Consider the following 19007-nt stretch of genomic DNA (forward strand, 5'->3'; position numbering starts at 1 on the left):
GGATGGTGTTGGACGGGGCCCGTGCGTGCTCCGGTGGGCTGTCGGGGCGCGAGGTTGGGGTGGGGTCAGATGCGGACATGGGATTTGAGGGAGTCGTACTTCTTGGGGCCTACGCCGGGGACCTCCTGGAGTTGGTCGATGGTGGTGAAGGGGCCGTTCTGGGTTCTGTAGTCGAGGATGCGTTGGGCTAGGACGGGGCCTACGCCGGGAAGGGTGTCGAGTTGGTCGGCGGTGGCGGTGTTGAGGTTGACGGTGGTGTCGGGGGCGGATGTTGGGGCGGTGGTTGTGGAGGTTGTGGGTGGCGTCGGGGGTTGGGGTTGGGTTGGTAGGCCTACGTTGATTTGTTCGCCGTCGGTTATTGGGCGGGCCAGGTTGATGGTGGTGAGGTCCACGCCGCGGAGGGGGCCGCCAGCGAGGGTTAGTACGTCGGCCACGCGGGAGCCGGGTGGGGCGTGGACGAGGCCGGGGCGGCGTACCTTGCCTGCTACATAGACGACCAGCTGCGGACCGGATGAGGTTGCGGCGCCGGGCGACTGGGCGGGATCGGGTGGGGTTTGGGGGCCGATTTGGGTCGATGCGGCGCCGGGTTGGGTGGGACCGGTGCCAGGCTGGTTCGGTCCGGTGCCGGGTTGGGTCTGGGCGGTTCCGGGTTGGGTGGTGGCTGGGTTGGGTCCGCCGGGCTGGGTGGGGCCGGGGTGGGGCGAGCTGGCGCCTGGTTGGGTTGGGTCGGTGGCTTGGGCGGTGCCGGGTTGGGTTACCGGGGTGCCGGTGGTTGTGGTGGTGGGGTGGGTTTCGGGGATCGGGGTGGGGCGGGCGTGGAGGAAGGTCCAGGTGGCCCAGGTGAGGCCGACGAGCAGGACCGCAGCGAGGATCAGGATGTGGCGTGGGGTGAGGGTCCAGCGGGCGTTGCGTAGGCGGTCGGGTACTTGGTCCGGGATCCATCCACCGCGCACCTCATCACGCTCCTCCGGGTCTTCGGGCAGTACTTCGGGTTGTGCTTCGGGGGTGTGAGGGTCGGGGTACGTGGGTGGGCGGGCCGCCAGGCGGGAGAGGGCTCGGGCGCGGGCGTCCTCGGATGGGGGTTGGGTACGGCGGAAGACCTTCACGCCCAGAGAAAGTACGAGTTCAGTCCCGAGCCCGAAGGCATCATTCGAAGCCTGTGGAGAACCGGCGCCAGTTGCCGCTCGGTGAGCGGGGTCGGCCGGATCTGCGGTTCAGCTCAAGTCCGGGGACGCCCGGGTGCGCTGGGAGGGGCGAGTGGCAGGAACCCCCGGCCCGAGCCGTTTGACGGCGCATCGTCCAGGTTGGGGAGGATTTCCCGCCCGGATGGGCATGAAATCCTCCCCAGACCGTCAGCCATGACGCCCGCGCCCGTCCCGTGACGCAGCACCGGAGGCTCACGAACGCGCTGACGCCGGGCGCTGACGCCGGGCGCTGACGTCGGGGGGTGCCATGGCCGCCGGGGCAGAGCGTGGCGGCCGGGCGGGGCGGAGGGTGGCGTCGGGGGCGGAGCGTGGGGGCCGGGCAGGGCGGAGGGGGTGGGCGGTGGTGGGGCGGAGCGTGACCGGGTGGGGCGGCGGGCGCGGGCGGGGCAGAGCGTGGCCGGGCGCGGCGGGGCGCGGCGGGGCGGGGCGGGGCGGGGCGGGGCGCGGCGGGGCGGGGCGGGGCGGCCGAGCGGGCCCACCCGGGCGGGGCTGAGGGGGTGGGCGCTGGTGGGGCGGAGCGTGACCGGGTGGGGCGGACGGCGCGGGCGGGGCAGCGCTTGGCCAGGCGGGGCAGAGCGCGGCGGCCGGGGCCTAGCGGGGCCGCCCGGCAGGGCGGAGGGGCGGGGCGGATGGTGGCGGGGCGGGGCCTCGGGTGCTGATGTGGGGGTTAGAGGGGGCTTACTACTACTGCTAGGAGGCCGGGGCCTACGTGGGCGCCTATTACGGCGCCTACTTCGCGGAGGACTATTTCCTTTGCGTGGGGGAGGCGGGTGGAGAGGTTGTCGGCGAGGGTTTGGGCTTTTTCGAGGTTGGAGAGGTGGTGGACGGCTAGTTGGACGGGGGTGTCGCCGGCTCGTTGGACGGCTATGTCGGCGAGGCGGGCGATGGCTCGGCTCGAGGTGCGCACCTTTTCCAGGGGGACGATGCGGCCGCCGTTGATGGTGAGGAGGGGCTTGACGGCGAGGGCCGTGCCGAGGAGGGCCTGGGCGGGGCCGATGCGGCCGCCGCGGCGGAGGTATTCGAGGGTGTCGACGTAGAAGTACGACGAGATCGTCTTCATCCGGGCGCGGGCGGCGGCCTCGACCGTGGCGGCGTCTTCGCCGGCGGCGGCTGCGGCGGCCGCGGCGAGGACCGGGAAGCCGAGGCCCATGCCGAGGGAGCGCGAGTCGACGACGCGGACCGGGACCGGGGACTCCTTGGCGCCGATCATCGCGGCCTCGAAGGTGCCGGACATGTCGCCGGAGAGGTGGATCGAGACGACCGCCTCGGCGCCGTCGGCCGCGCACGCCGCGTACGTGTCGGCGAACGTCTGCGGCGCCGGCCGGCTGGTCGACACCGGGGTGAACGTCTTGAGCGCCTCGGCGACCGCGTCCGCGGAGGTGGCGCCGTCGTCGTACGACGTGCCGCCGATCACGACCTGCAGCGGTACGACGGTGAGCGGGTGCCGGAGCAGGTCGTGCGTGGACAGACCGGCCGTGGAGTCGGTGACGACCTGCACGCGGGCTGCCATGCTGCGAGGTTACCGGACAGTTAATGTCGGGGAGCAGTGCCAGACTCACAAGATGAGGGAGACAGCGGAGGAAGTCGCCGAGTTGCAGGCGCTGATGGACGCCGTGTATCCGCGGTCGACGGAGCATCTGCGCAGCATCATCAAGGGCCGGAAACGGCTCAGTGCCGCCGGGCTGGTACGGGCGCTGACCGGGATGTGCACGCTGAGCCTCGCGACCGTGACGGCGCGGGGCGAGCCGCGGATCAGCGCGGTCGACGGGCATTTCCTGCATGCCCGGTGGGTGTTCACGACGTCCGGGTCGGCGGCGAAGGCGCGCCAGCTCAGAGCGAGGCCGGCGGCCAGCATCGCGTACGTCGACGGCGAGCGGATCGGCGTGTTCAGCCACGGCGAGGTCGAGTTCCTGACCGCCGCCCACCCGGACTTCGCGGAGATCGAGGAGCACCTGACGAACCACTACGGCAGCTCCCCGTCGAGCTGGGGCCCGGACATCGTCTACTGCCGGCTCCGGCCGACCTGGATCGTCGGGTACGGCGACGAAGCGGAAGCGAGGTGAAGGCCACCCCTCCCGGGGCCTTCACCTCGCTCTGGAACTTGGCCGGGCCGCTGACGTCCCCTGTGCGTCAACAGCCCGGCTCGTCCGGCTGACTCCCCCTGGCTGTCAGCTGAAGTTGGTGGGACCCCGGCGAGCTACTCCCCGTATCCGGTTCGCCACGAACCGGCCTGACCGCGAGCTCACCGAGGTCCCGGGAGGTCCCAGCAGCCGACACGCCGGCGGGAGACCTGGCCCGCCGGGCACCCGCGTCAGCCGGATCACGGCACTCGTCCCCTGTGTCGTGTGCCGGACCCGTTGCTGGGACCCCGCCCCGGAAGCAGTGCCCTGACGGTGCACCGCGTCCGGTACAGGCAGGACAGATCCGCATTCCGCAGCACTCCGGAGCTCTCGGCCGCCGGTCGGCGCCCCCACCGACCAGCACCCGGAGGCCCTCCGCGTCGCCTTCGCCGGGCCCTGCAGTGCGGTGTCCCATGGCCTCTTCACGGTGCACCGCCTTTCGCTGCCGTTTCCGGGGTCGGACTCTGCGTCCTGGAACCTGCCCTACGGCTGTAATTCTTCGTCCGGCCGCCATGTCAGGACGAGGCAGAACAACCGGCAGTTACCCGGCAGCTTCAGCGGATCGCCGTCACGAAAGAGCGGCGAGTACGTCGTTGGCCAGCCGCCGTACGGCTGCCGCCGGATCGGGCTGCGGCCACCCGTCCGCGACTGTCGCGCTCTGGCACGACTCCTGCAGCACGGCCCACGCCGTCGGCAGCATCGGCGGGTCCATAGTGCGCTGCCACGCGAGCAGCTGACCGCACACCGCATCGCCCGCCTCGGAGCGACCCAGCGCGTGCAGAACCGCCACAGCCTCGGGCAGTACTTCGAGCAGGTAAACGACCCGCCCTTCGAGCAGGAGCCGGTTCAACGCGTCCAGCACGGCCTGCCGGGCCTGCTCGATCTCCCCGGCGGCCCGTGCCAGCCGGGAGCGGTACAGCATGACCAGGTAGTCGAAGTACCCGCGATGCCCGCGGATGTCCGCGTCGGCCTGGTCGAGCAGTGCACGGGCCTCGTCGTACCGGCCGTCCTGGTACTCGACCATGGCGAGGCAGCTGGCCACCTTGGTGCGTTCCGGGTCGTCCGGCGCCTGGCTGTCGCGGGCGAGCTCAGCCCAGTGCCGTGCGCCGGCCAGGTTCCCCAGCTCCAGGTCGACCCGGCTGAGCGCTATGTAGCCGATCTCATCCGGGTAGACGCCAGGATTGACCAGGGCTGCCTCCCACGCGAGCAGGAGCTCCTTGGCCTCCACCAGCCGTCCCCAGCGCAGCAGTGCGAGCCCACAGGTCGCCTGCACAGTGGTCGACCGCTGGATGTCGCCATGCTTGCGGGCGTCGTCCACGAGCGCCGGGATCTCCGCCAGGCTCTGTGTGTCGAGCAGGTGCGAGCCGGAGGACACCCAGCCGCCACGAGCGACAAGACCCATCTCGGTCTCGCCAGGGATCAGTTTGCGTGCTTCTTCGTAGTGCCGCCGCGCCCCATGGATGTCACCGGTCAGGCTGGACAGCCGACCAGCGATAGCGAGCAGCCGGCCGCTCGTCTCCTTGTCCGACACGTTCGAGGCGCACAGCGTCGCCCACCGGATCCCGCTCTCGGCAACACTCGCCTGGTACTGCCAGGCGATCCGGAACCCGAGCACGATCCGCGCCGCCGTGTCCCACTCCCCCAGCTCGGCGGCTCGCGTCAGCGCCACCTCGAACAGCGCCGAGTTCGCATGCGCCGCCCGGTACCGCCGGTCGCGGTCCGGCGACGACCACGCGCCCTCCAGCCCGGCGACGTACGTCGTACACCACTCGACGGCCCGGTTCCGGAACTCGGTGAGGTCGTCCCCCTGCGAGGAGAGCCCGGCGTACGCGTGCTCGCGGATCGTTTCCAGCAGCTTGTACCGCGCGCCGTACAGCCGCTCGAACTCCGGCACCGGCTGCAGCAGCGACTTCTCCACCAGCTCGGCCAGCAGCATCGGTACGTCGATCTCGTGGATCGGCGCGCCCGTACACACGCCGGCCACCGCCTCCAGCGTGAACGGCGACCCGAGCAGCGACGCCCGGTACAGCATCTGCCGTGCCGCGTCCGACAGCCCGTCCACGCTCCACGCGATGGTGTCCGCCAGCGTCCGCTGATGCGGCGCCCCGAACCGCCGCGGGCCGGACAGCAACCGGAAGCGGTCGTCCAGTGCGGCCAGGATCGTCTCCACCGACAACGACCCGGCCCGCGCCGCGGCCAGCTCCAACGCCAGCGGCAGGCCGTCCAACCGGCGGCACAGCCGCGCCACGGTCGAGGCGTTCTCCCGCGTCAGCGTGAAGTCCGGGCGTACGCGCGCGACCCGGCGGCAGAACATCTCCACCGCCGGCGATGCCGCGATCTCCTCGAAGTTCTCGTCGTTCGCCGGTACGCCGAGCACCTGGACGCGACGTACCACCTCGTCCGGCAGGCCGAGCGGGATCCGGGACGTGACCAGTACGCCGACGCCCGGGAAGCTCCGCACCATCCGGTTCGCGACCGTCGCGACGCCGTCGAGGACGTGCTCGGCGTTGTCCTCGACGATCACCAGGTCACCGGGCCGGCGGCCGGACAGTACGTCGTCGAGGTCCGACGTACCAGGGGCGGTGCCGAAGGCATCGAGAATCGCGGACGTGACCGCGGCGTCGCGCTGGACCGTCGTCAGGTCGACGACCACGACGGTCGTGTCGGCACCGGAGAACCGGTCCGCGGCGGCCAGCGCGAGCTCGGTCTTGCCGACACCTCCGGGTCCGACGAGCGTGACCAGCCGGTTCTGCCGGAGCAGTCCCTCGAGCTCGAACAGTTCTTCCTCACGCCCGACCAGCCCGTCCGGGATCGGCCGCGTCCCGCGCCAGCGCAGGCCGGTCGGCGCCGGATCGGCGACAGACACAACCGGCGGGGCAACGACGGGACGCCCGGAGCCGTGGCCCGCGGCCTGCAGGAACTCGGCCAGGTCCTGGAGGCCGAGCGCGGACGCCAGCAGCCGCACGGAGTCCTTCCGCGGGCGTGCGACCCGGCCGGCCTCCATCTCCCGGATCGAGCGGACACTCAGCCCGGCCCGGTCGGCCAGTTCCTCCTGGGAAAGGCCGGACTGGACCCTCAAGTCGAGCAGCAGCTCGGCGAACCCTCGCCGACCACCCGCCCGGCCATCCACGTCCGACACAGCCCGTCACCCCTCTGGAGGCCTCACGTACCTGACACAACATAGCGTGACGGGAGTGTGGTTCGCCGGGATACCCGGCGTGCGAGATGCGGGGTGGGTCACACGAAAAGCACCCGAAGCAAATGATTGTGTGCTCAGAAATGCGAGTTTCAAGCAGTCGCGCGAACCGAGTGGCTTTCATTTTCGGCGGCGTACAGAGAAAGGACGCCGGCCCAGTCGTCGAGCCGGGCGCTGGTGTCGGCACGGCCGGAATCGGCATTCAGCAGGCTGCCGTCGCAAATCCCGCGGGTCGCGCGAACCAGGAGCTCAACGGTGACGTCGCGCAGGGAGTCGAGGGCAGCCATGCGGCAATTCAAGCGGAGCCGTGTTTCGCAAACGTAACGCCGTCGCCAACATCACAATAAGTCACCAAAATACGGCGACGGTTATTACCGGGTAGTCCGCTAACCGGCCAGGAACGACAACCGGACCTGCCGGTCGGGATTGTCCCGATTGGTGTCGACCAGGCAGACCGATTGCCAGGTCCCGAGCGTCAGCCGGCCAGCGAGCACCGGAACGGTCGCGTACGGCGGGATCAGCGCCGGCAGCACGTGATCGCGGCCGTGACCGGGCGACCCGTGCCGGTGCCGCCAGTCGAAGTCCCGCGGCAGCAGCTCGTCGAGGACAGCGAGCAGGTCGTCGTCGCTGCCCGCGCCGGTCTCGAGGATCGCGACGCCCGCGGTGGCATGCGGTACGAACACGTGCAGCAGCCCGTCGCCACGACCTGAGACGAACTGCTCGCACCGGCCCGTGAGGTCGAGCACGACCTCACGGGAACCGGTGTGAACGTTCAGTACGACGGAGTCCATCAGGCCGGGACGATGTTGACCAGCTTCGGCGCCCGCACGATCACCTTGCGGGTACCGCGGCCGTCCAGCGCCTTCCGGATCGCCTCGGACTCCAGCGCCAGTTGCTCCAGGTCGGCGTCGGAGATGTCCGGCGCGACCTCCAGCCGGTCCTTCACCTTGCCGGCCACCTGGACCACGCAGGTCACGGTGTCCTCGACCAGCAGCGCCGGGTCGACCTTCGGCCAGCCGGCCTTGGCGACCGTCGGCTCGTGGCCCAGCTCCTCCCACATCTCCTCGGCCGTGTACGGCGCGACCAGGCTCAGCAGGATCGCCACCGTCTCGACGGCCTCGCGGACCGCCGGGTCGGCCGCGCCCGGTCCGGCGTCGATCGCCTTCCGGGTGGCGTTCACCAGCTCCATGATCCGGGCGACCATCACGTTGAACCGGTGCGAGTCGATCAGCTCGGCCGCGTCGGCGATGGTCCGGTGGGTCAGCTTCCGCAGCTCCGGATCGCCCGCCTCCGGGTCGGTACCGACGGGCGACGAGACCGCGCCGGCCAGCCGCCAGGCCCGCTGCAGGAACTTCAGCGATCCGCCCGGCGACATGTCGGCCCAGTCGATGTCGTCGGCCGGCGGGCCCGCGAACACCATCGTCAGCCGGACCGCGTCCACGCCGTACTCGTCGATCATGTCGCCCAGGTTCACGCCGTTGCCCAGGGACTTGCTCATCGCCTTGCCCTGGTTGATGACCTGGCCCTGGTTCAGCAGCCGGGTGAACGGCTCCACCACGGTCAGCAGGCCCATGTCGTGCAGCGCCTTGACGAAGAACCGCGCGTACAGCAGGTGCAGTACGGCGTGCTCCTTGCCGCCGACGTACTGGTACACCGACATCCACCGCTCGGCCGTGCCCTGGTCGAACGGGCCGTCGGTGTACTCCGGCGACAGGTAGCGCAGGAAGTACCAGGACGAGTCGACGAACGTGTCCATCGTGTCGGTGTCGCGCTCGGCCGGGCCGCCGCACTTCGGGCAGTCGACCTCGACCCACTCGCGGGCCGCGGCCAGCGGGGACACGCCCTTCGGCTGCAGGTCGGCGCCACGCAGGTCCGGCAGCTCCATCGGCAGCTGGTCGTCCGGGACCGGCACCTCGCCGCAGGACGGGCAGTGGATGATCGGGATCGGGCAGCCCCAGTACCGCTGCCGGCTCAGCAGCCAGTCGCGCAGCCGGTAGTTGATCGTGCGCTCGCCCAGGCCCTTGTCCTGCAGCCAGTCGATGATCCGGGACTTCGCCTCGGCGATCTCCAGCCCGTCCAGGCTGATCTCGTCGTTCGCGCTGTTGATCGCCGGCCCCTCGCCGGTGAACGCCTTGCCGTCGAAGTCGGGCGTCGGCTGCACGGTCCGGACGATCGGCAGGCCGAACTTCTCCGCGAACTCCCAGTCCCGGGTGTCCTGCCCGGGGACCGCCATGATCGCGCCGGTGCCGTAGTCGGCCAGCACGTAGTCGGCGGCCCAGATCGGGATCCGCTGCCCGGTCACCGGGTTGATCGCGTACGAGCCCAGGAAGACACCGGTCTTCTCGCGCTCGGTGCTCAGCCGCTCGATCTCGGTCGACGCCTTCACGGCCGTCAGGTACTCGTCGAACGCGGCCTGCTGGTCCGGGGTGACCAGCTCGGCGGCCAGCTTCGCATCCGGCGCGACCACCATGAAGGTGGCGCCGAACAGCGTGTCCGGCCGGGTGGTGAAGACCTTGATCGGCTCGTCACGCCCCTCGACCTGGAAGCTCGCGAACGCGCCCTCGGACCGGCCGATCCAGTTCCGCTGCATCAGCAGGATCTCTTCCGGCCACTGCAGCAGCTCCATGTCGTCCAGCAGCCGCTGGGCGTACTCAGTGGTCTTGAAGTACCACTGGGTCAGCTCCCGCTTCGTGACCTCCCAGCCACACCGCTCACAGCGGCCCTGCACGACCTGCTCGTTGGCCAGCACGGTCTGGTCGTTCGGGCACCAGTTGACGTACGACGCCTTCCGGTACGCCAGGCCGCGCTCGTAGAAGCGCAGGAACAGCCACTGCGTCCAGCGGTAGTACTCCGGGTCCGACGTGTGCAGCCGGCGCGACCAGTCGAAGCTCAGCGCGTACCGCCGGATCGACTCCGCCTGGGTCTCGATGTTGGCGTACGTGTACGTCGCCGGGTGCTCGTTGCGCTTGATCGCGGCGTTCTCGGCCGGCAGCCCGAACGAGTCCCAGCCGATCGGGTTCAGTACGTCGTACCCCTGCTGGAACCAGTAGCGCGCCAGCACGTCGTGCAGCGCGAACACCTCGCCGTGGCCCATGTGCAGGTCGCCCGACGGGTACGAGAACATCGTGAGCGCGTAGCGACGCTCCGCCGAGCCGTCGTCCTTCGCCTTGAACGGGTCCAGCTTCTCCCACACCGGACGCCACTTGGCCTGCATGGCGTTGAAGTCGTAGCCACCCCGGTCGATCGGAGTGTCGTCCACCTGCTCGCTCACGGTCCTACTCCTGCTTCGTGTCTGTGTTGAGCCTAAATCTGCCAGAAATGAAAAATCCCCTCACACAGGAGGGGGTGCCGTACTGACCTGAATGCCAGTACGGCTAAGTAAGGAGCAGGCTCACTCGCATGCAGTCAGGGTAGCACTACAGGAACTCCGTCCCGCCGGTGCGGCGGTGCTCCCCAGGCGTACGGCCGTACTTGCGTTTGAACGCAGTGGAGAACGGGCGTACGTCGGAGTACCCGCAGGCTCGCGCTACGTCCGTGATCGAGAGCGTGTGATCCAGCAGGAGTTGTCCGGCGAGTTCCAGCCGCAGCCGCCACAGCGTGGACATGATCGAGTCACCGGTCTGCTGGGCGAACAGCCGCTCCGCATGGCGCTCGGAGAGGTGGGCCGCCGCCGCTACGTCCCGCACGGTGATCGGCCGGGACAGGTTGTCGCGAAGGTGCCGCTGCATGGCTTCTACTACCAGGGGACCTCTGTCACGGCGTACTGGTTCAACAGCCAGGTCCTCGTCGAGCGCGAATGCCCGCGCCGTCTCCAGCACGAGCGTTGAGCCCAGAGCTGCAAGAGCAGTTCCGTAGCCGGACACCGGAGCCGCAGCTTCCCCCGCCAGCGCTGTGACGAGGGCTGGGAGGGCACCTGTTCTTGTGGACATGACAGGGCCATCAGTGCGGGTGAGGCCGGACCACCATCCGCCCTCGTCCGAGCCCGGGCGGAAGGTAAACCCCCAGAACGCGATCCCCAACGGAGCACTGTGCGAGGACTCGATCTCATGCACGTCACCCGGTCTGGCAAGGAACACCGAGCCCGGCACCACGTCGTACCGCACAGAGCCGTTGTTGAAGCGGCCCTCCCCCGAGTACGCCAGGCAGACCTCGTGGAACGAGTGGCTGTGCCAGTAGTTGCGCCAGTACTCCGGCTGGTAGTGCCCCCAGCTGAGGAAGTCCGCGCGGAAGCCGTCGACCTCGCAGGACTCCAGGAGTCCCGCGAGGTCGACGAACCGGTCCGCATTGCCTACCTCGGCGAGCGTCAAACGGCACTCCTGCCAGTGGGGTCGACTCCACGCAGCATCATGCCCTGACCGAGCGACCAGTCGTGGGCCTTCACCGTCGGCGGGTCGGCCGGGTCGCGGTACTGGATCAGCCACGTCGTACGGGCCTCGTCGCTGGTGTTCACGCCCGACCCGTGCACGGTCAGGTAGGTGAAGAACAGCACGTCGCCCGCCTCGGCCGGCTGCGGCGTGGCCTCGTCGAACGCCGGCTCGAGCAGGTGGTACGAGCCCTCCGCCTCGTGCTCCCGCGGCCCGGACTTGTGGCTGCCCGGGATGATCCGCACGCACCCCTTCTCGACGGGGGCGTCGTCGAAGTGGAAGATCGCCGCCCCGACCCGGTGGTACGTGTGCGGGAAGAACGGGTGGTCCTGGTGCAGCGGGAACGGCGAACCGTTCTCCGGGGGCTTCACGAACAGCTTGGTGTGGTGCAACTGCACGTTGTCCACACCCATCACCGCGGCGGCCACGTCGGTGAACCGCGGGTCCACCAGCAGCTTCGAGAACTCCGCGTCGTAGAACTGCGCGTCGTGCAGGTGCTGCAGCTTGGTGGGTGCGTCCGCCAGGTCGCGAGCGGCGCCCCAGGTGGCGTCGTCGGAGCGGTTCAGCTGCGCCAGCAGGTCGTGGCTGCGCTTGCGGTAGTACGCCGCTTCTTCCTTGCTGAGCAGGCCTTTCACCAGTACGAAGCCGTCGGCGGCGTACTGCTGCGCGAGCGACGACAGCTCGGGCCGCTCGGATGTGATCGTCATCTCGGAGTACCTCCTGATCGGGTACTACGAGCCTACGAACGCCGGCGTCCGGGCGGGAGGACCCGACCGGACGCCGATGTTCGTCAAACGGACATGCTCACTCGTCGTCCTGAACCGCGATCGGCCGCAACCGCGCCCACAGCACGAACAACGCGGCGAACACGAGCATCCCGACGCCGCCCCACAGGTTGATGTTGATCCCGGCCGCCTTGTCGGTCTCGGCCTGGCTGCCGGTCAGCCCAAGGATCGTCAGCACCACGCCGTAGATGCCGACGAGCAGCGCGATCACGACCCGGATGTCGAACGCTCCGGCCTTCTTCTTCTCCGCCATCTCACTGCTCCTTGTCAGCCGAAGATGATGTTCAGGGCGATGGTCATCGCGAGCGAGATGCCCGCCAGCAGCACCGGCTTGCGGTACCAGCCGCCGTCGCCGGCGACCGCCACCTCGGTGCGCTGTTCCTTCGGGGTCAGCGAGTACACCAGACCCACCAGCTCGGTGTCGCGCTTCGGGGTCGTGACCAGACTGACCAGCACGCTGACCACGATGTCGACCGCGAACGCCGCACCGGCGCCGACGAAGCTCGCGCCCTGGCCGGGCAGGTTGATCACGCCGTTCTCGGACAGGACGAAGACCAGGATCGCGGTCGCCGTACCGGTGACCAGGCCGATCCAGCCGGCCGTGGCGGTCATCCGCTTCCAGAACATGCCGAGGATGAACGTCGCGAACAGCGGCGCGTTGAAGAACGAGAACAGCTGCTGCAGGTAGTCCATCAGGTTGCTGTAGCCGGAGGCGATCGCGGCGGTGCCGATCGCGACCAGCGTGCCGGCCACGGTCACGATCCGCCCGGTCCGCAGGTAGAACTCGTCCGGCCGGTCCTTGATCAGGTACCGCTCGATGATGTCGTACGACATGACCGTGTTGAACGAGCTCAGGTTGGCCGCCATACCGGCCATGAACGACGCCAGCAGGCCGGTGATCGCGAGGCCGAGCATCCCGTTCGGGAGCAGGTCGCGCATCAGCAGCAGGATCGCGTCGTTGTAGTCGACGTCGCCGCTGCCGTTCGCCTTGAACTGGGCCAGCTCCGGCACCGTCACGGCGGCGATGATGCCGGGGATGATCACGATGAACGGGATGAACATCTTCGGGAACGAGCCGATGATCGGGGTCCGCCGGGCGGCCGACATGTTCTTCGAGGCCAGTGCCCGCTGGACCTCGGTGAAGTTCGTCGTCCAGTACCCGAACGAGAGCACGAAGCCGAGGCCGAACACGATCCCGATCACCGACAGGAAGCTGTTGCCGAACCCGCTCAGCGCGTTCCCCGGCCAGGCCGACATCTGCGCGCCCCCGCCAGGCGACGCGGTCACCTTGTCGACCAGACCCTGCCAGCCGCCGACCTTGTGCAGGCCGACCAGGGTCAGCGGCAGCAGCGCGGCGACGATCACGAAGAACTGCAGCACCTCGTTGTAGATCGCCGCGGACAGGCCGCCGAGCGTGATGTAGCTGAGCACGATCGCGGCGGCGACGATCACCGACACCCAGATCGGCCAGCCGAGCAGCACGTTCACGATGGTGGCCAGCAGGAACAGGTTCACGCCCGCGATCAGTACCTGCGCCAGCGCGAAGCTGATCGCGTTCACCAGGTGCGCGGGCTTCCCGAACCGGCGGAGCATGAACTCCGGCACGCTGCGGACCTTCGAGCCGTAGTAGAACGGCATCATCACGACGCCCAGGAACAGCATCGCCGGGACCGCGCCGATCCAGAAGTAGTGCACGGTCGGCATGCCGTACTGCGCGCCGTTCGCGGACATGCCCATGATCTCGATCGCGCCGAGGTTGGCCGAGATGAACGCCAGACCGGTGACCCAGGCGGGCAGCGAACGGCCGGACAGGAAGAAGTCCAGGCTGCTCGACACCGCGCGTCTGGCCAGGTAGCCGATGCCGAGCACGAAGACGAAGTACAGGGCGATGATGACGTAGTCGATCGCCGTGGCGTCCAGCCTGAGGATGGATTGTTGCGGAAGCATCGGCCCTCCGGATCGTCGGTTGTGACAGATCGTGGTGTTACCGGTGAGGAACGTTACTCCTCTTTTCAACCAGATCGTGTCTCCACCCGGATCTCCACCCGTGGTCTGTCCTCACGCAGTGCAGCCCGGACCTACCGTCCGTGACATGAGCTTCGGAACCGTGCCCAACGCCCTCGTCGTGATCGCCGTCGTCATCGCCGTCGTCGCCCGGCGACTGTCCTGGTCCGAGCTGGACAACTCGAACGCCGACGTCTGGCGCGGCCCGGTCATCCTGATCGGCGCCGGGGTCTACCAGCTGTACGACCGGCACGCGCACCTCGGCGCCGCCGACGTGATCCTGCTGCTGATCGGTTCGGCTGTCGCGCTGGTCGCCGGGGTCGCCAGCGGGCGGGTCGCCCAGGTGGAGCGACGCGCCGGGAAGGTGTTCTACCGGCTCGGTCTGCCCGGACTCGGCATCATGGTGGCCTACCTGGTCATCCGGCTCGGCCTGGCGGGCGTCGGCCATCTGCTCGGCGTACCGGTCGCCGAGGGCGGTGCGCTGATGGTCTCGCTCGGTGCGAACCTGTTGACGCAGTCGATGATCATCCAGGGCAAGGCGAGCCGCATGGCCGAGGAGTACACCAACCAGTGAAGCTGAAGGCGCTACTGCCGGCGCGTCCGCACGGAGAGAGCGGCTGGGTCGGCCGGGTACTCACCGCCGGCGTAGCGATCGCCGTACTGACCACGGCGCGTCCTGCGGACAGCTGGGTCTGGGTAGTGCTCGGCGTCAGCTTCGCAGTCTTCCTGGTGGGCTCCGTGCTGATGTCGGCCCGGCCGTACGTCGCCTTCGGGCTGCTGTGGGCTGTCGCGGTCAGCAACGCCGTGATCGCCGGCTACCCGCAGTCGAACGCCCTGGTGCTCGTGCTGGTCGCCATGACCGACATCGCGGTGATCGACTTCGGACGGCGCAGCAACCGGCCGATCGTTGCCGCCGGCATCGGGGTGGCGGTCGCGTACGCCGGATCGGCCTGGCTGTTCGGTCAGTCGGACACGTGGTACTTCACTCAGCTGCTGTGGACCGCGGTACTGATCGCGTTCGGCTTGAACCGGCGGCAGTACGAGGTGCAAGCGCGGCAGACGGAGCAGTTGCTGGAGCAGACCCAGTTGGCACAGAGCGAGCACGCCCGCGCCGCGGCGCTCGAGGAACGTGGACGGATCGCCCGCGACCTGCACGACGTACTGGCGCATTCGCTGGGCGCACTGAGCGTCCAGCTGGAGGTGGCCGAGGCGCTGCTGGCGGACCGCGGCGACACGGCAGGAGCGCTCGAGCGGGTACGCCGGTCGCGGAAGCTCGCCGTACAGGGGCTGACCGAGGCGCGGAGTGCGGTCGCTGCGCTGCGGGCGGACGAGGTACCGGAGCTGCCGGCTGCGCTGGCTGCGATGGCGGAGCAACACGAGAAGGACCACGGGACGGCCGTACGGCTGACCGTCAGCGGTCACCACAGGCTCGACTCTGGTGTCACGGTCGCGCTGCTTGGTGCGGTGCGGGAGGCGCTGACGAATGCAGCGAAGCATGCGCCTGGTCAGACTGTCGACATTCTGCTTGTCTACGACGACGGCGTACGGGTGTCGGTGCGGAACAAGGGGGTCACGACCGGCGAGGGGTTCGGGCTCGCCGGGATGCGTGAACGGCTGGCACTGGTGGGTGGCACGCTGACCGCGGGCGCGGACGGCGACGACTGGTTGGTGGTGGCGGAGGTTGAGTGACGTGATCCGGGTAGTTGTCGCGGACGATCAGCAGGTCGTCCGGGAAGGGCTCGTCGCGCTGCTCGGCCTGATCGACGGCGTCGAGGTGGCCGGCGCGGCCGCGAACGGCGTCGAGGCCGTCGAGCTGGTTGCCCGGGGCAACGTGGACGTCGTGCTGATGGACCTGAAGATGCCGGTGCTGGACGGTACCCAGGCGACCGCGCGGATCACCACCGACCACCCGGGCGTCGCCGTACTGGTGCTCACGACGTACGCCGACGACGCGTCGATCGGGAACGCGCTCCGGGCCGGCGCCCGCGGCTACCTGACCAAGGACGCGGGCCGCGCCGAGATCGGCGCCGCGCTGCGGTCGACCGCGGCCGGGCAGTCGACGTTCGACCCGGAGGTCTCCAAGCGCCTGATCGCCGGGCTCACGCCGGCCGGCGATCCCGGCAACGACGGCCTCACCGCGCGCGAGACCGAAGTACTGAAGCTGATCGCTCGCGGTCTCAGCAACCCGGAGATCGCCGGCGAACTGTTCATCAGCGAGGCGACCGTGAAGACGCACATCAACAACACGTTCGCGAAGATCGGCGCCCGGCACCGCGCCGAGGCCGTCCGGTACGCGTACCGCAAGGGGATCGTGTCAGAGGCGTAGCTCGGCCACGACCGGACGGTGGTCGCTGCCGGTCGGGCTCATCACCCAGGCCTTGGTCGGGGTGATGCCGCGGACCAGGATGTGGTCGATCCGCGCCATCGGGAACGCCGACGGCCAGGTGAACCCGAACCCGGTCCCGGCCGCCCCCTGCGCCGAGCGCAGCCCGACGGTCAGCGGCGCGAGGCTGCGGTCGTTGACCGTACCGTTGAAGTCGCCCATCACGATCACCGCGGACGACTTGTCCGCCGCGATCTGCTGCCCGAGCTCCTTGATCGTCCGGTTGCGCTGGTCGGAGGTGAACCCGGTGGTCCCGACCCGGACCGAGGCCAGGTGCGCGACGTACACCGCGACCGTCCCCTTCTTCGTCCGGACCTCGGCGCGCAACGCCCGGGTCCACGCGAACCCGACGTCGACGGACTTCGTCTCGACCACCGGGTACTTCGACCACAGCGCGACCGTGTCCCGCGTCACCTCGTACGGATAGGTCTTCGCGAACGCCGCCTTGTAGATCTTCAGGTCCGCCGAGGTGAGCTCCTCCAGCGCGACCACGTCCGCGTCCGCGCCGAGCAGGTCCTTCGCGGTCCCCTGCGGATCCGGGTTCGCCGCGTCCACGTTGTGCGTCAGCACCCGCAGGTCGTACGCGCCGCCGTTCACCTTCCCCGGCAGCAACAGGTGGCCGAACATCAGGCCCCAGACCGCCGCGGGCAGCAGCAGCGCGACACCGGCGGTCGCGGACCGGCGTACGAGCGCCGCGACGCCGAGCACCGGCACGGCGACGCCGACCCAGGGCAGGAACGTGTCGAGCAGGCTGCCGAGGTTGCCGACCGAGTTCGGCACGCTGCGGTGGAACATCAGCACCAGTCCCGCCAGCAGCGCCAGTACGGCGATCACCCAGCCGCGACGCCACATGCCACCGGTCTCCTTCCGCCGGCGCGCTGCTGTGCGCGTCGGCGGTCGCGAACGGGTGGCGACGGCGGTCTGGCGGTCCGGCATGCCTGCGATTGTTGCGGACGTCCGGGCCGGACCAAAGCCCGTCCCCGGTCAGGCGCGGCATTTCATCCGTACGGACGAGCACGGAGCCACCGGAATGATGAGGATTCGGTGAGAACTCTGGTGCGTTCGGGTGACCTCACCCACAATGCCGGTATGTCGATCAGCGAGCCGTTCGTCGTCAAACGCCACGGGCTGGGTACGACGAAGACCGCGCTCGCGCTCGGCACCGCGGTGTTCGGCGTACTCGTGCTGCTGACGCTCGGGATCGTCGTGGTGCAGACGATCCGCGGCGCCTCCGTCCGCGGACCGCTCGAGGCGGTCTGGCTGAGCTGGGGTGGTACGCCGCTGATCTTCGCGGTCGGCCTGCCCGTACTGCTCCTGGTCGGCGTGATCACCGCGCTCGAGGAACGCCGCGAGCAGGACAGCGACGACGTACTGCTGACTGTCGACGACCAGGGGATCTCCCTCGGCGGCGAACAACCCCGCACGATCCCGTGGGGCGAGGTCCGCGGCGTCTGCCGGGTCGAACGCCACGAGACCGAGGAGACCTGGGAGCCCAGGCTGATCGTGATGCTCGTCGACGAGGACGCCCTCCCCCGCAGCACCAAGGCCTGGGGCCCGTCCTGCCCCTGGCCCGGCACCCACGAGCTCCTCGGCCGCACCCTCCCGTACGACGCCCTCGCCACCGCCGTCGCCCAACGCGCCCCCCACGTCCCGGTCACCAACCGCGGCCGGGTGGAGGACTGATCGATGAAGCCGTTTGCAGTACCGGCGGGCGAGGGGGTGAAACACTCGACGCTGACCACGGGCTGGGGTCTCGTCAAGGCCGACACAGCCGGGACCAACGGCTCGCTGACGGTGATGGAGTTCGTCATCCCTCCGTACGAAGGTCCGCCGGCGCACACCCACGTGCGCGAGGACGAGGTCTGGTACGTGCTGGACGGCGACTTCCGGTTCAAGGCCGGCGACACCATGCTGCGAGCGAGGACCGGCGGCATGGCCTTCGGGCCGCGCGGGGTCCCGCACGCCTTCCAGAACATCGGCGACACCACCGGCCGGCTGCTGGTGATCACCACCCCGTCCGGGCTCGAGCGCTTCTTCGAGGAGTCCGACAAGCTGTCCCGGCCGATCGACCCGGAGGAACTCGCCGCCGTCGGGCACGCCTGCTGGATCGAGTTCGCCGGACCACCGCTCGACGTCTCGGACCCGCTGCCGCGTTAGCGTCGGGGACATGGCAGCTCCCGACATCGACAGCCCGGAGGAACAGGCCCGCTACCAACGCGGCCTGGAGGTTCTCACCACGATCGACGGCGGCGGCGCACCCGCGGTCATGGAAAGCCTCGGCGACATCGCGCCTGCCCTCGCACATCACATCGTCGCGTTCGGCTTCGGTGACATCTACGCGCGGCCGGCGCTCGTACCACAGCAGCGGCAACTGATCACGCTCGGCATCCTGGCCGCCATGGGCGGCTGCGAACCCGAACTGGAAGTCCACATCCGCACATCCCTCAACGTTGGCCTCACCCCCGAACAGATCGTCGAAACCTTCATCCACACGCTCGGGTACGCCGGCTTCCCACGCGCAATCAACGCGATCGGAGTCGCAAAGAAGGTCTTCGCAGAGGAGGGTCTCTTGCCTGTCAGCGAGTGAACAGGACGATCCCACTACCGACAACACGCTCCACCCGCGTGCAGGTGCTCACCCACACCCACCAGCCGTCACAGCACCTGTCAGCCCTGCCCACCCCCACCACAACACACTCGACCCACACGCAGGAGCTCACCCGCACCCACCATCCACCACAGCACCTGACAGCTCTCCCCGCCCACCACCACACACTCGACCCACCTGCAGGAGCTCACCCGCACCCACCAACCACCACAGCACCTGACAGCTCTCCCCACCCACCACCACACACTCCACCCACACGCAGGCACTCACCCGCACCCACCAACCACCACAGCACCTGACAGCTCTCCCCACCCACCACCACACACTCCACCCACACGCAGG

Annotated in this window: 18 protein-coding genes; 7 read left to right on the plus strand and 11 right to left on the minus strand. The window is 69.4% G+C overall.

All coding sequences use genetic code 11. The features are described 5' to 3' along the window. Positions 1-65 precede the first annotated feature (65 nt). Together ACQHIV_RS17715 and ACQHIV_RS17720 are read right to left on the minus strand one after the other, a co-directional pair. On the minus strand, positions 66-1106 hold the full coding sequence (locus ACQHIV_RS17715) for a helix-hairpin-helix domain-containing protein (RefSeq protein ID WP_427895666.1): 1041 nt from the start codon (positions 1104-1106) through the stop codon (positions 66-68). A 766-nt stretch (positions 1107-1872) separates the two neighbouring features. Then, on the minus strand, positions 1873-2715 hold the full coding sequence (locus ACQHIV_RS17720; RefSeq protein WP_427895668.1) for a DegV family protein: 843 nt from the start codon (positions 2713-2715) through the stop codon (positions 1873-1875). A 52-nt stretch (positions 2716-2767) separates the two neighbouring features. On the opposite strand from ACQHIV_RS17720, the gene ACQHIV_RS17725 reads away from it, so the two are divergent. Further along, on the plus strand, positions 2768-3268 hold the full coding sequence (locus ACQHIV_RS17725) for a pyridoxamine 5'-phosphate oxidase family protein (protein ID WP_427895670.1): 501 nt from the start codon (positions 2768-2770) through the stop codon (positions 3266-3268). A 625-nt stretch (positions 3269-3893) separates the two neighbouring features. Here the strand turns inward: ACQHIV_RS17725 and ACQHIV_RS17730 are convergent. The 8 genes from ACQHIV_RS17730 to ACQHIV_RS17765 all read right to left on the minus strand — a co-directional run bounded on the left by ACQHIV_RS17730 (position 3894) and on the right by ACQHIV_RS17765 (position 13617). Beyond that, on the minus strand, positions 3894-6464 hold the full coding sequence (locus tag ACQHIV_RS17730) for an ATP-binding protein (RefSeq protein ID WP_427895672.1): 2571 nt from the start codon (positions 6462-6464) through the stop codon (positions 3894-3896). Positions 6465-6613: 149 nt separating this feature from the next. Continuing rightward, positions 6614-6808, minus strand: a complete 195-nt coding sequence (locus ACQHIV_RS17735) for a hypothetical protein (protein ID WP_427895674.1) — start codon at positions 6806-6808, stop codon at positions 6614-6616. Between the two features lie 99 nt (positions 6809-6907). Next, a complete protein-coding gene (locus ACQHIV_RS17740; RefSeq protein ID WP_427895676.1) occupies positions 6908-7312 on the minus strand; it encodes a YjbQ family protein in 405 nt (134 codons plus the stop codon). Further along, positions 7312-9792 carry a leucine--tRNA ligase gene (leuS, locus tag ACQHIV_RS17745; protein ID WP_427895678.1) on the minus strand — a complete coding sequence of 827 codons (2481 nt, stop codon included), beginning with the start codon at positions 9790-9792 and terminating at the stop codon, positions 7312-7314. Before leuS ends, ACQHIV_RS17740 begins: the two co-directional genes overlap by 1 nt. 145 nt (positions 9793-9937) lie before the next feature. After that, positions 9938-10828, minus strand: a complete 891-nt coding sequence (locus tag ACQHIV_RS17750) for a helix-turn-helix domain-containing protein (RefSeq protein WP_427895680.1) — start codon at positions 10826-10828, stop codon at positions 9938-9940. After that, a complete protein-coding gene (locus ACQHIV_RS17755) occupies positions 10825-11592 on the minus strand; it encodes a phytanoyl-CoA dioxygenase family protein (protein WP_427895681.1) in 768 nt (255 codons plus the stop codon). Before ACQHIV_RS17755 ends, ACQHIV_RS17750 begins: the two co-directional genes overlap by 4 nt. A 97-nt stretch (positions 11593-11689) precedes the next feature. Then, complete coding sequence (locus ACQHIV_RS17760; RefSeq protein WP_427895683.1) at positions 11690-11923, minus strand: hypothetical protein; 234 nt, start codon at positions 11921-11923, stop codon at positions 11690-11692. Positions 11924-11937: 14 nt separating this feature from the next. Next, the gene (locus tag ACQHIV_RS17765) at positions 11938-13617 is read right to left on the minus strand and encodes a sodium:solute symporter family protein (RefSeq protein ID WP_427895685.1); all 1680 of its coding nucleotides are present in this window, start codon (positions 13615-13617) and stop codon (positions 11938-11940) included. Positions 13618-13762: 145 nt separating this feature from the next. Here ACQHIV_RS17765 and ACQHIV_RS17770 point away from each other — a divergent pair, with 145 nt between their 5' ends. The 3 genes from ACQHIV_RS17770 to ACQHIV_RS17780 are packed head-to-tail and all read left to right on the plus strand — an operon-like array spanning position 13763 to position 16000. Next, positions 13763-14248 carry a hypothetical protein gene (locus ACQHIV_RS17770; RefSeq protein ID WP_427895687.1) on the plus strand — a complete coding sequence of 162 codons (486 nt, stop codon included), beginning with the start codon at positions 13763-13765 and terminating at the stop codon, positions 14246-14248. Then, positions 14245-15363, plus strand: coding sequence for a sensor histidine kinase (locus ACQHIV_RS17775; RefSeq protein WP_427895688.1), 1119 nt, complete (start codon positions 14245-14247; stop codon positions 15361-15363). Before ACQHIV_RS17770 ends, ACQHIV_RS17775 begins: the two co-directional genes overlap by 4 nt. A 1-nt stretch (position 15364) precedes the next feature. Further along, entirely contained in the window at positions 15365-16000 is a 636-nt protein-coding gene (locus tag ACQHIV_RS17780) for a response regulator (protein WP_427895690.1), read from the plus strand. On the opposite strand, the gene ACQHIV_RS17785 is transcribed toward ACQHIV_RS17780, so the two are convergent. Further along, positions 15989-16909, minus strand: coding sequence for an endonuclease/exonuclease/phosphatase family protein (locus tag ACQHIV_RS17785; RefSeq protein ID WP_427896520.1), 921 nt, complete (start codon positions 16907-16909; stop codon positions 15989-15991). The two genes, ACQHIV_RS17780 and ACQHIV_RS17785, sit on opposite strands and share 12 nt — an antisense overlap. Positions 16910-17146: 237 nt before the next feature. On the opposite strand from ACQHIV_RS17785, the gene ACQHIV_RS17790 reads away from it, so the two are divergent. The 3 genes from ACQHIV_RS17790 to ACQHIV_RS17800 are packed head-to-tail and all read left to right on the plus strand — an operon-like array spanning position 17147 to position 18644. Continuing rightward, positions 17147-17740, plus strand: coding sequence for a hypothetical protein (locus ACQHIV_RS17790; protein WP_427895692.1), 594 nt, complete (start codon positions 17147-17149; stop codon positions 17738-17740). Positions 17741-17743: 3 nt separating this feature from the next. Then, complete coding sequence (locus tag ACQHIV_RS17795; protein ID WP_427895694.1) at positions 17744-18214, plus strand: cupin domain-containing protein; 471 nt, start codon at positions 17744-17746, stop codon at positions 18212-18214. A gap of 10 nt (positions 18215-18224) precedes the next feature. Beyond that, positions 18225-18644, plus strand: a complete 420-nt coding sequence (locus tag ACQHIV_RS17800; protein WP_427895696.1) for a carboxymuconolactone decarboxylase family protein — start codon at positions 18225-18227, stop codon at positions 18642-18644. Positions 18645-19007: the final 363 nt, after the last annotated feature.

This window comes from Kribbella polygonati (genome assembly GCF_050320105.1).
GTDB lineage: Bacteria > Actinomycetota > Actinomycetes > Propionibacteriales > Kribbellaceae > Kribbella.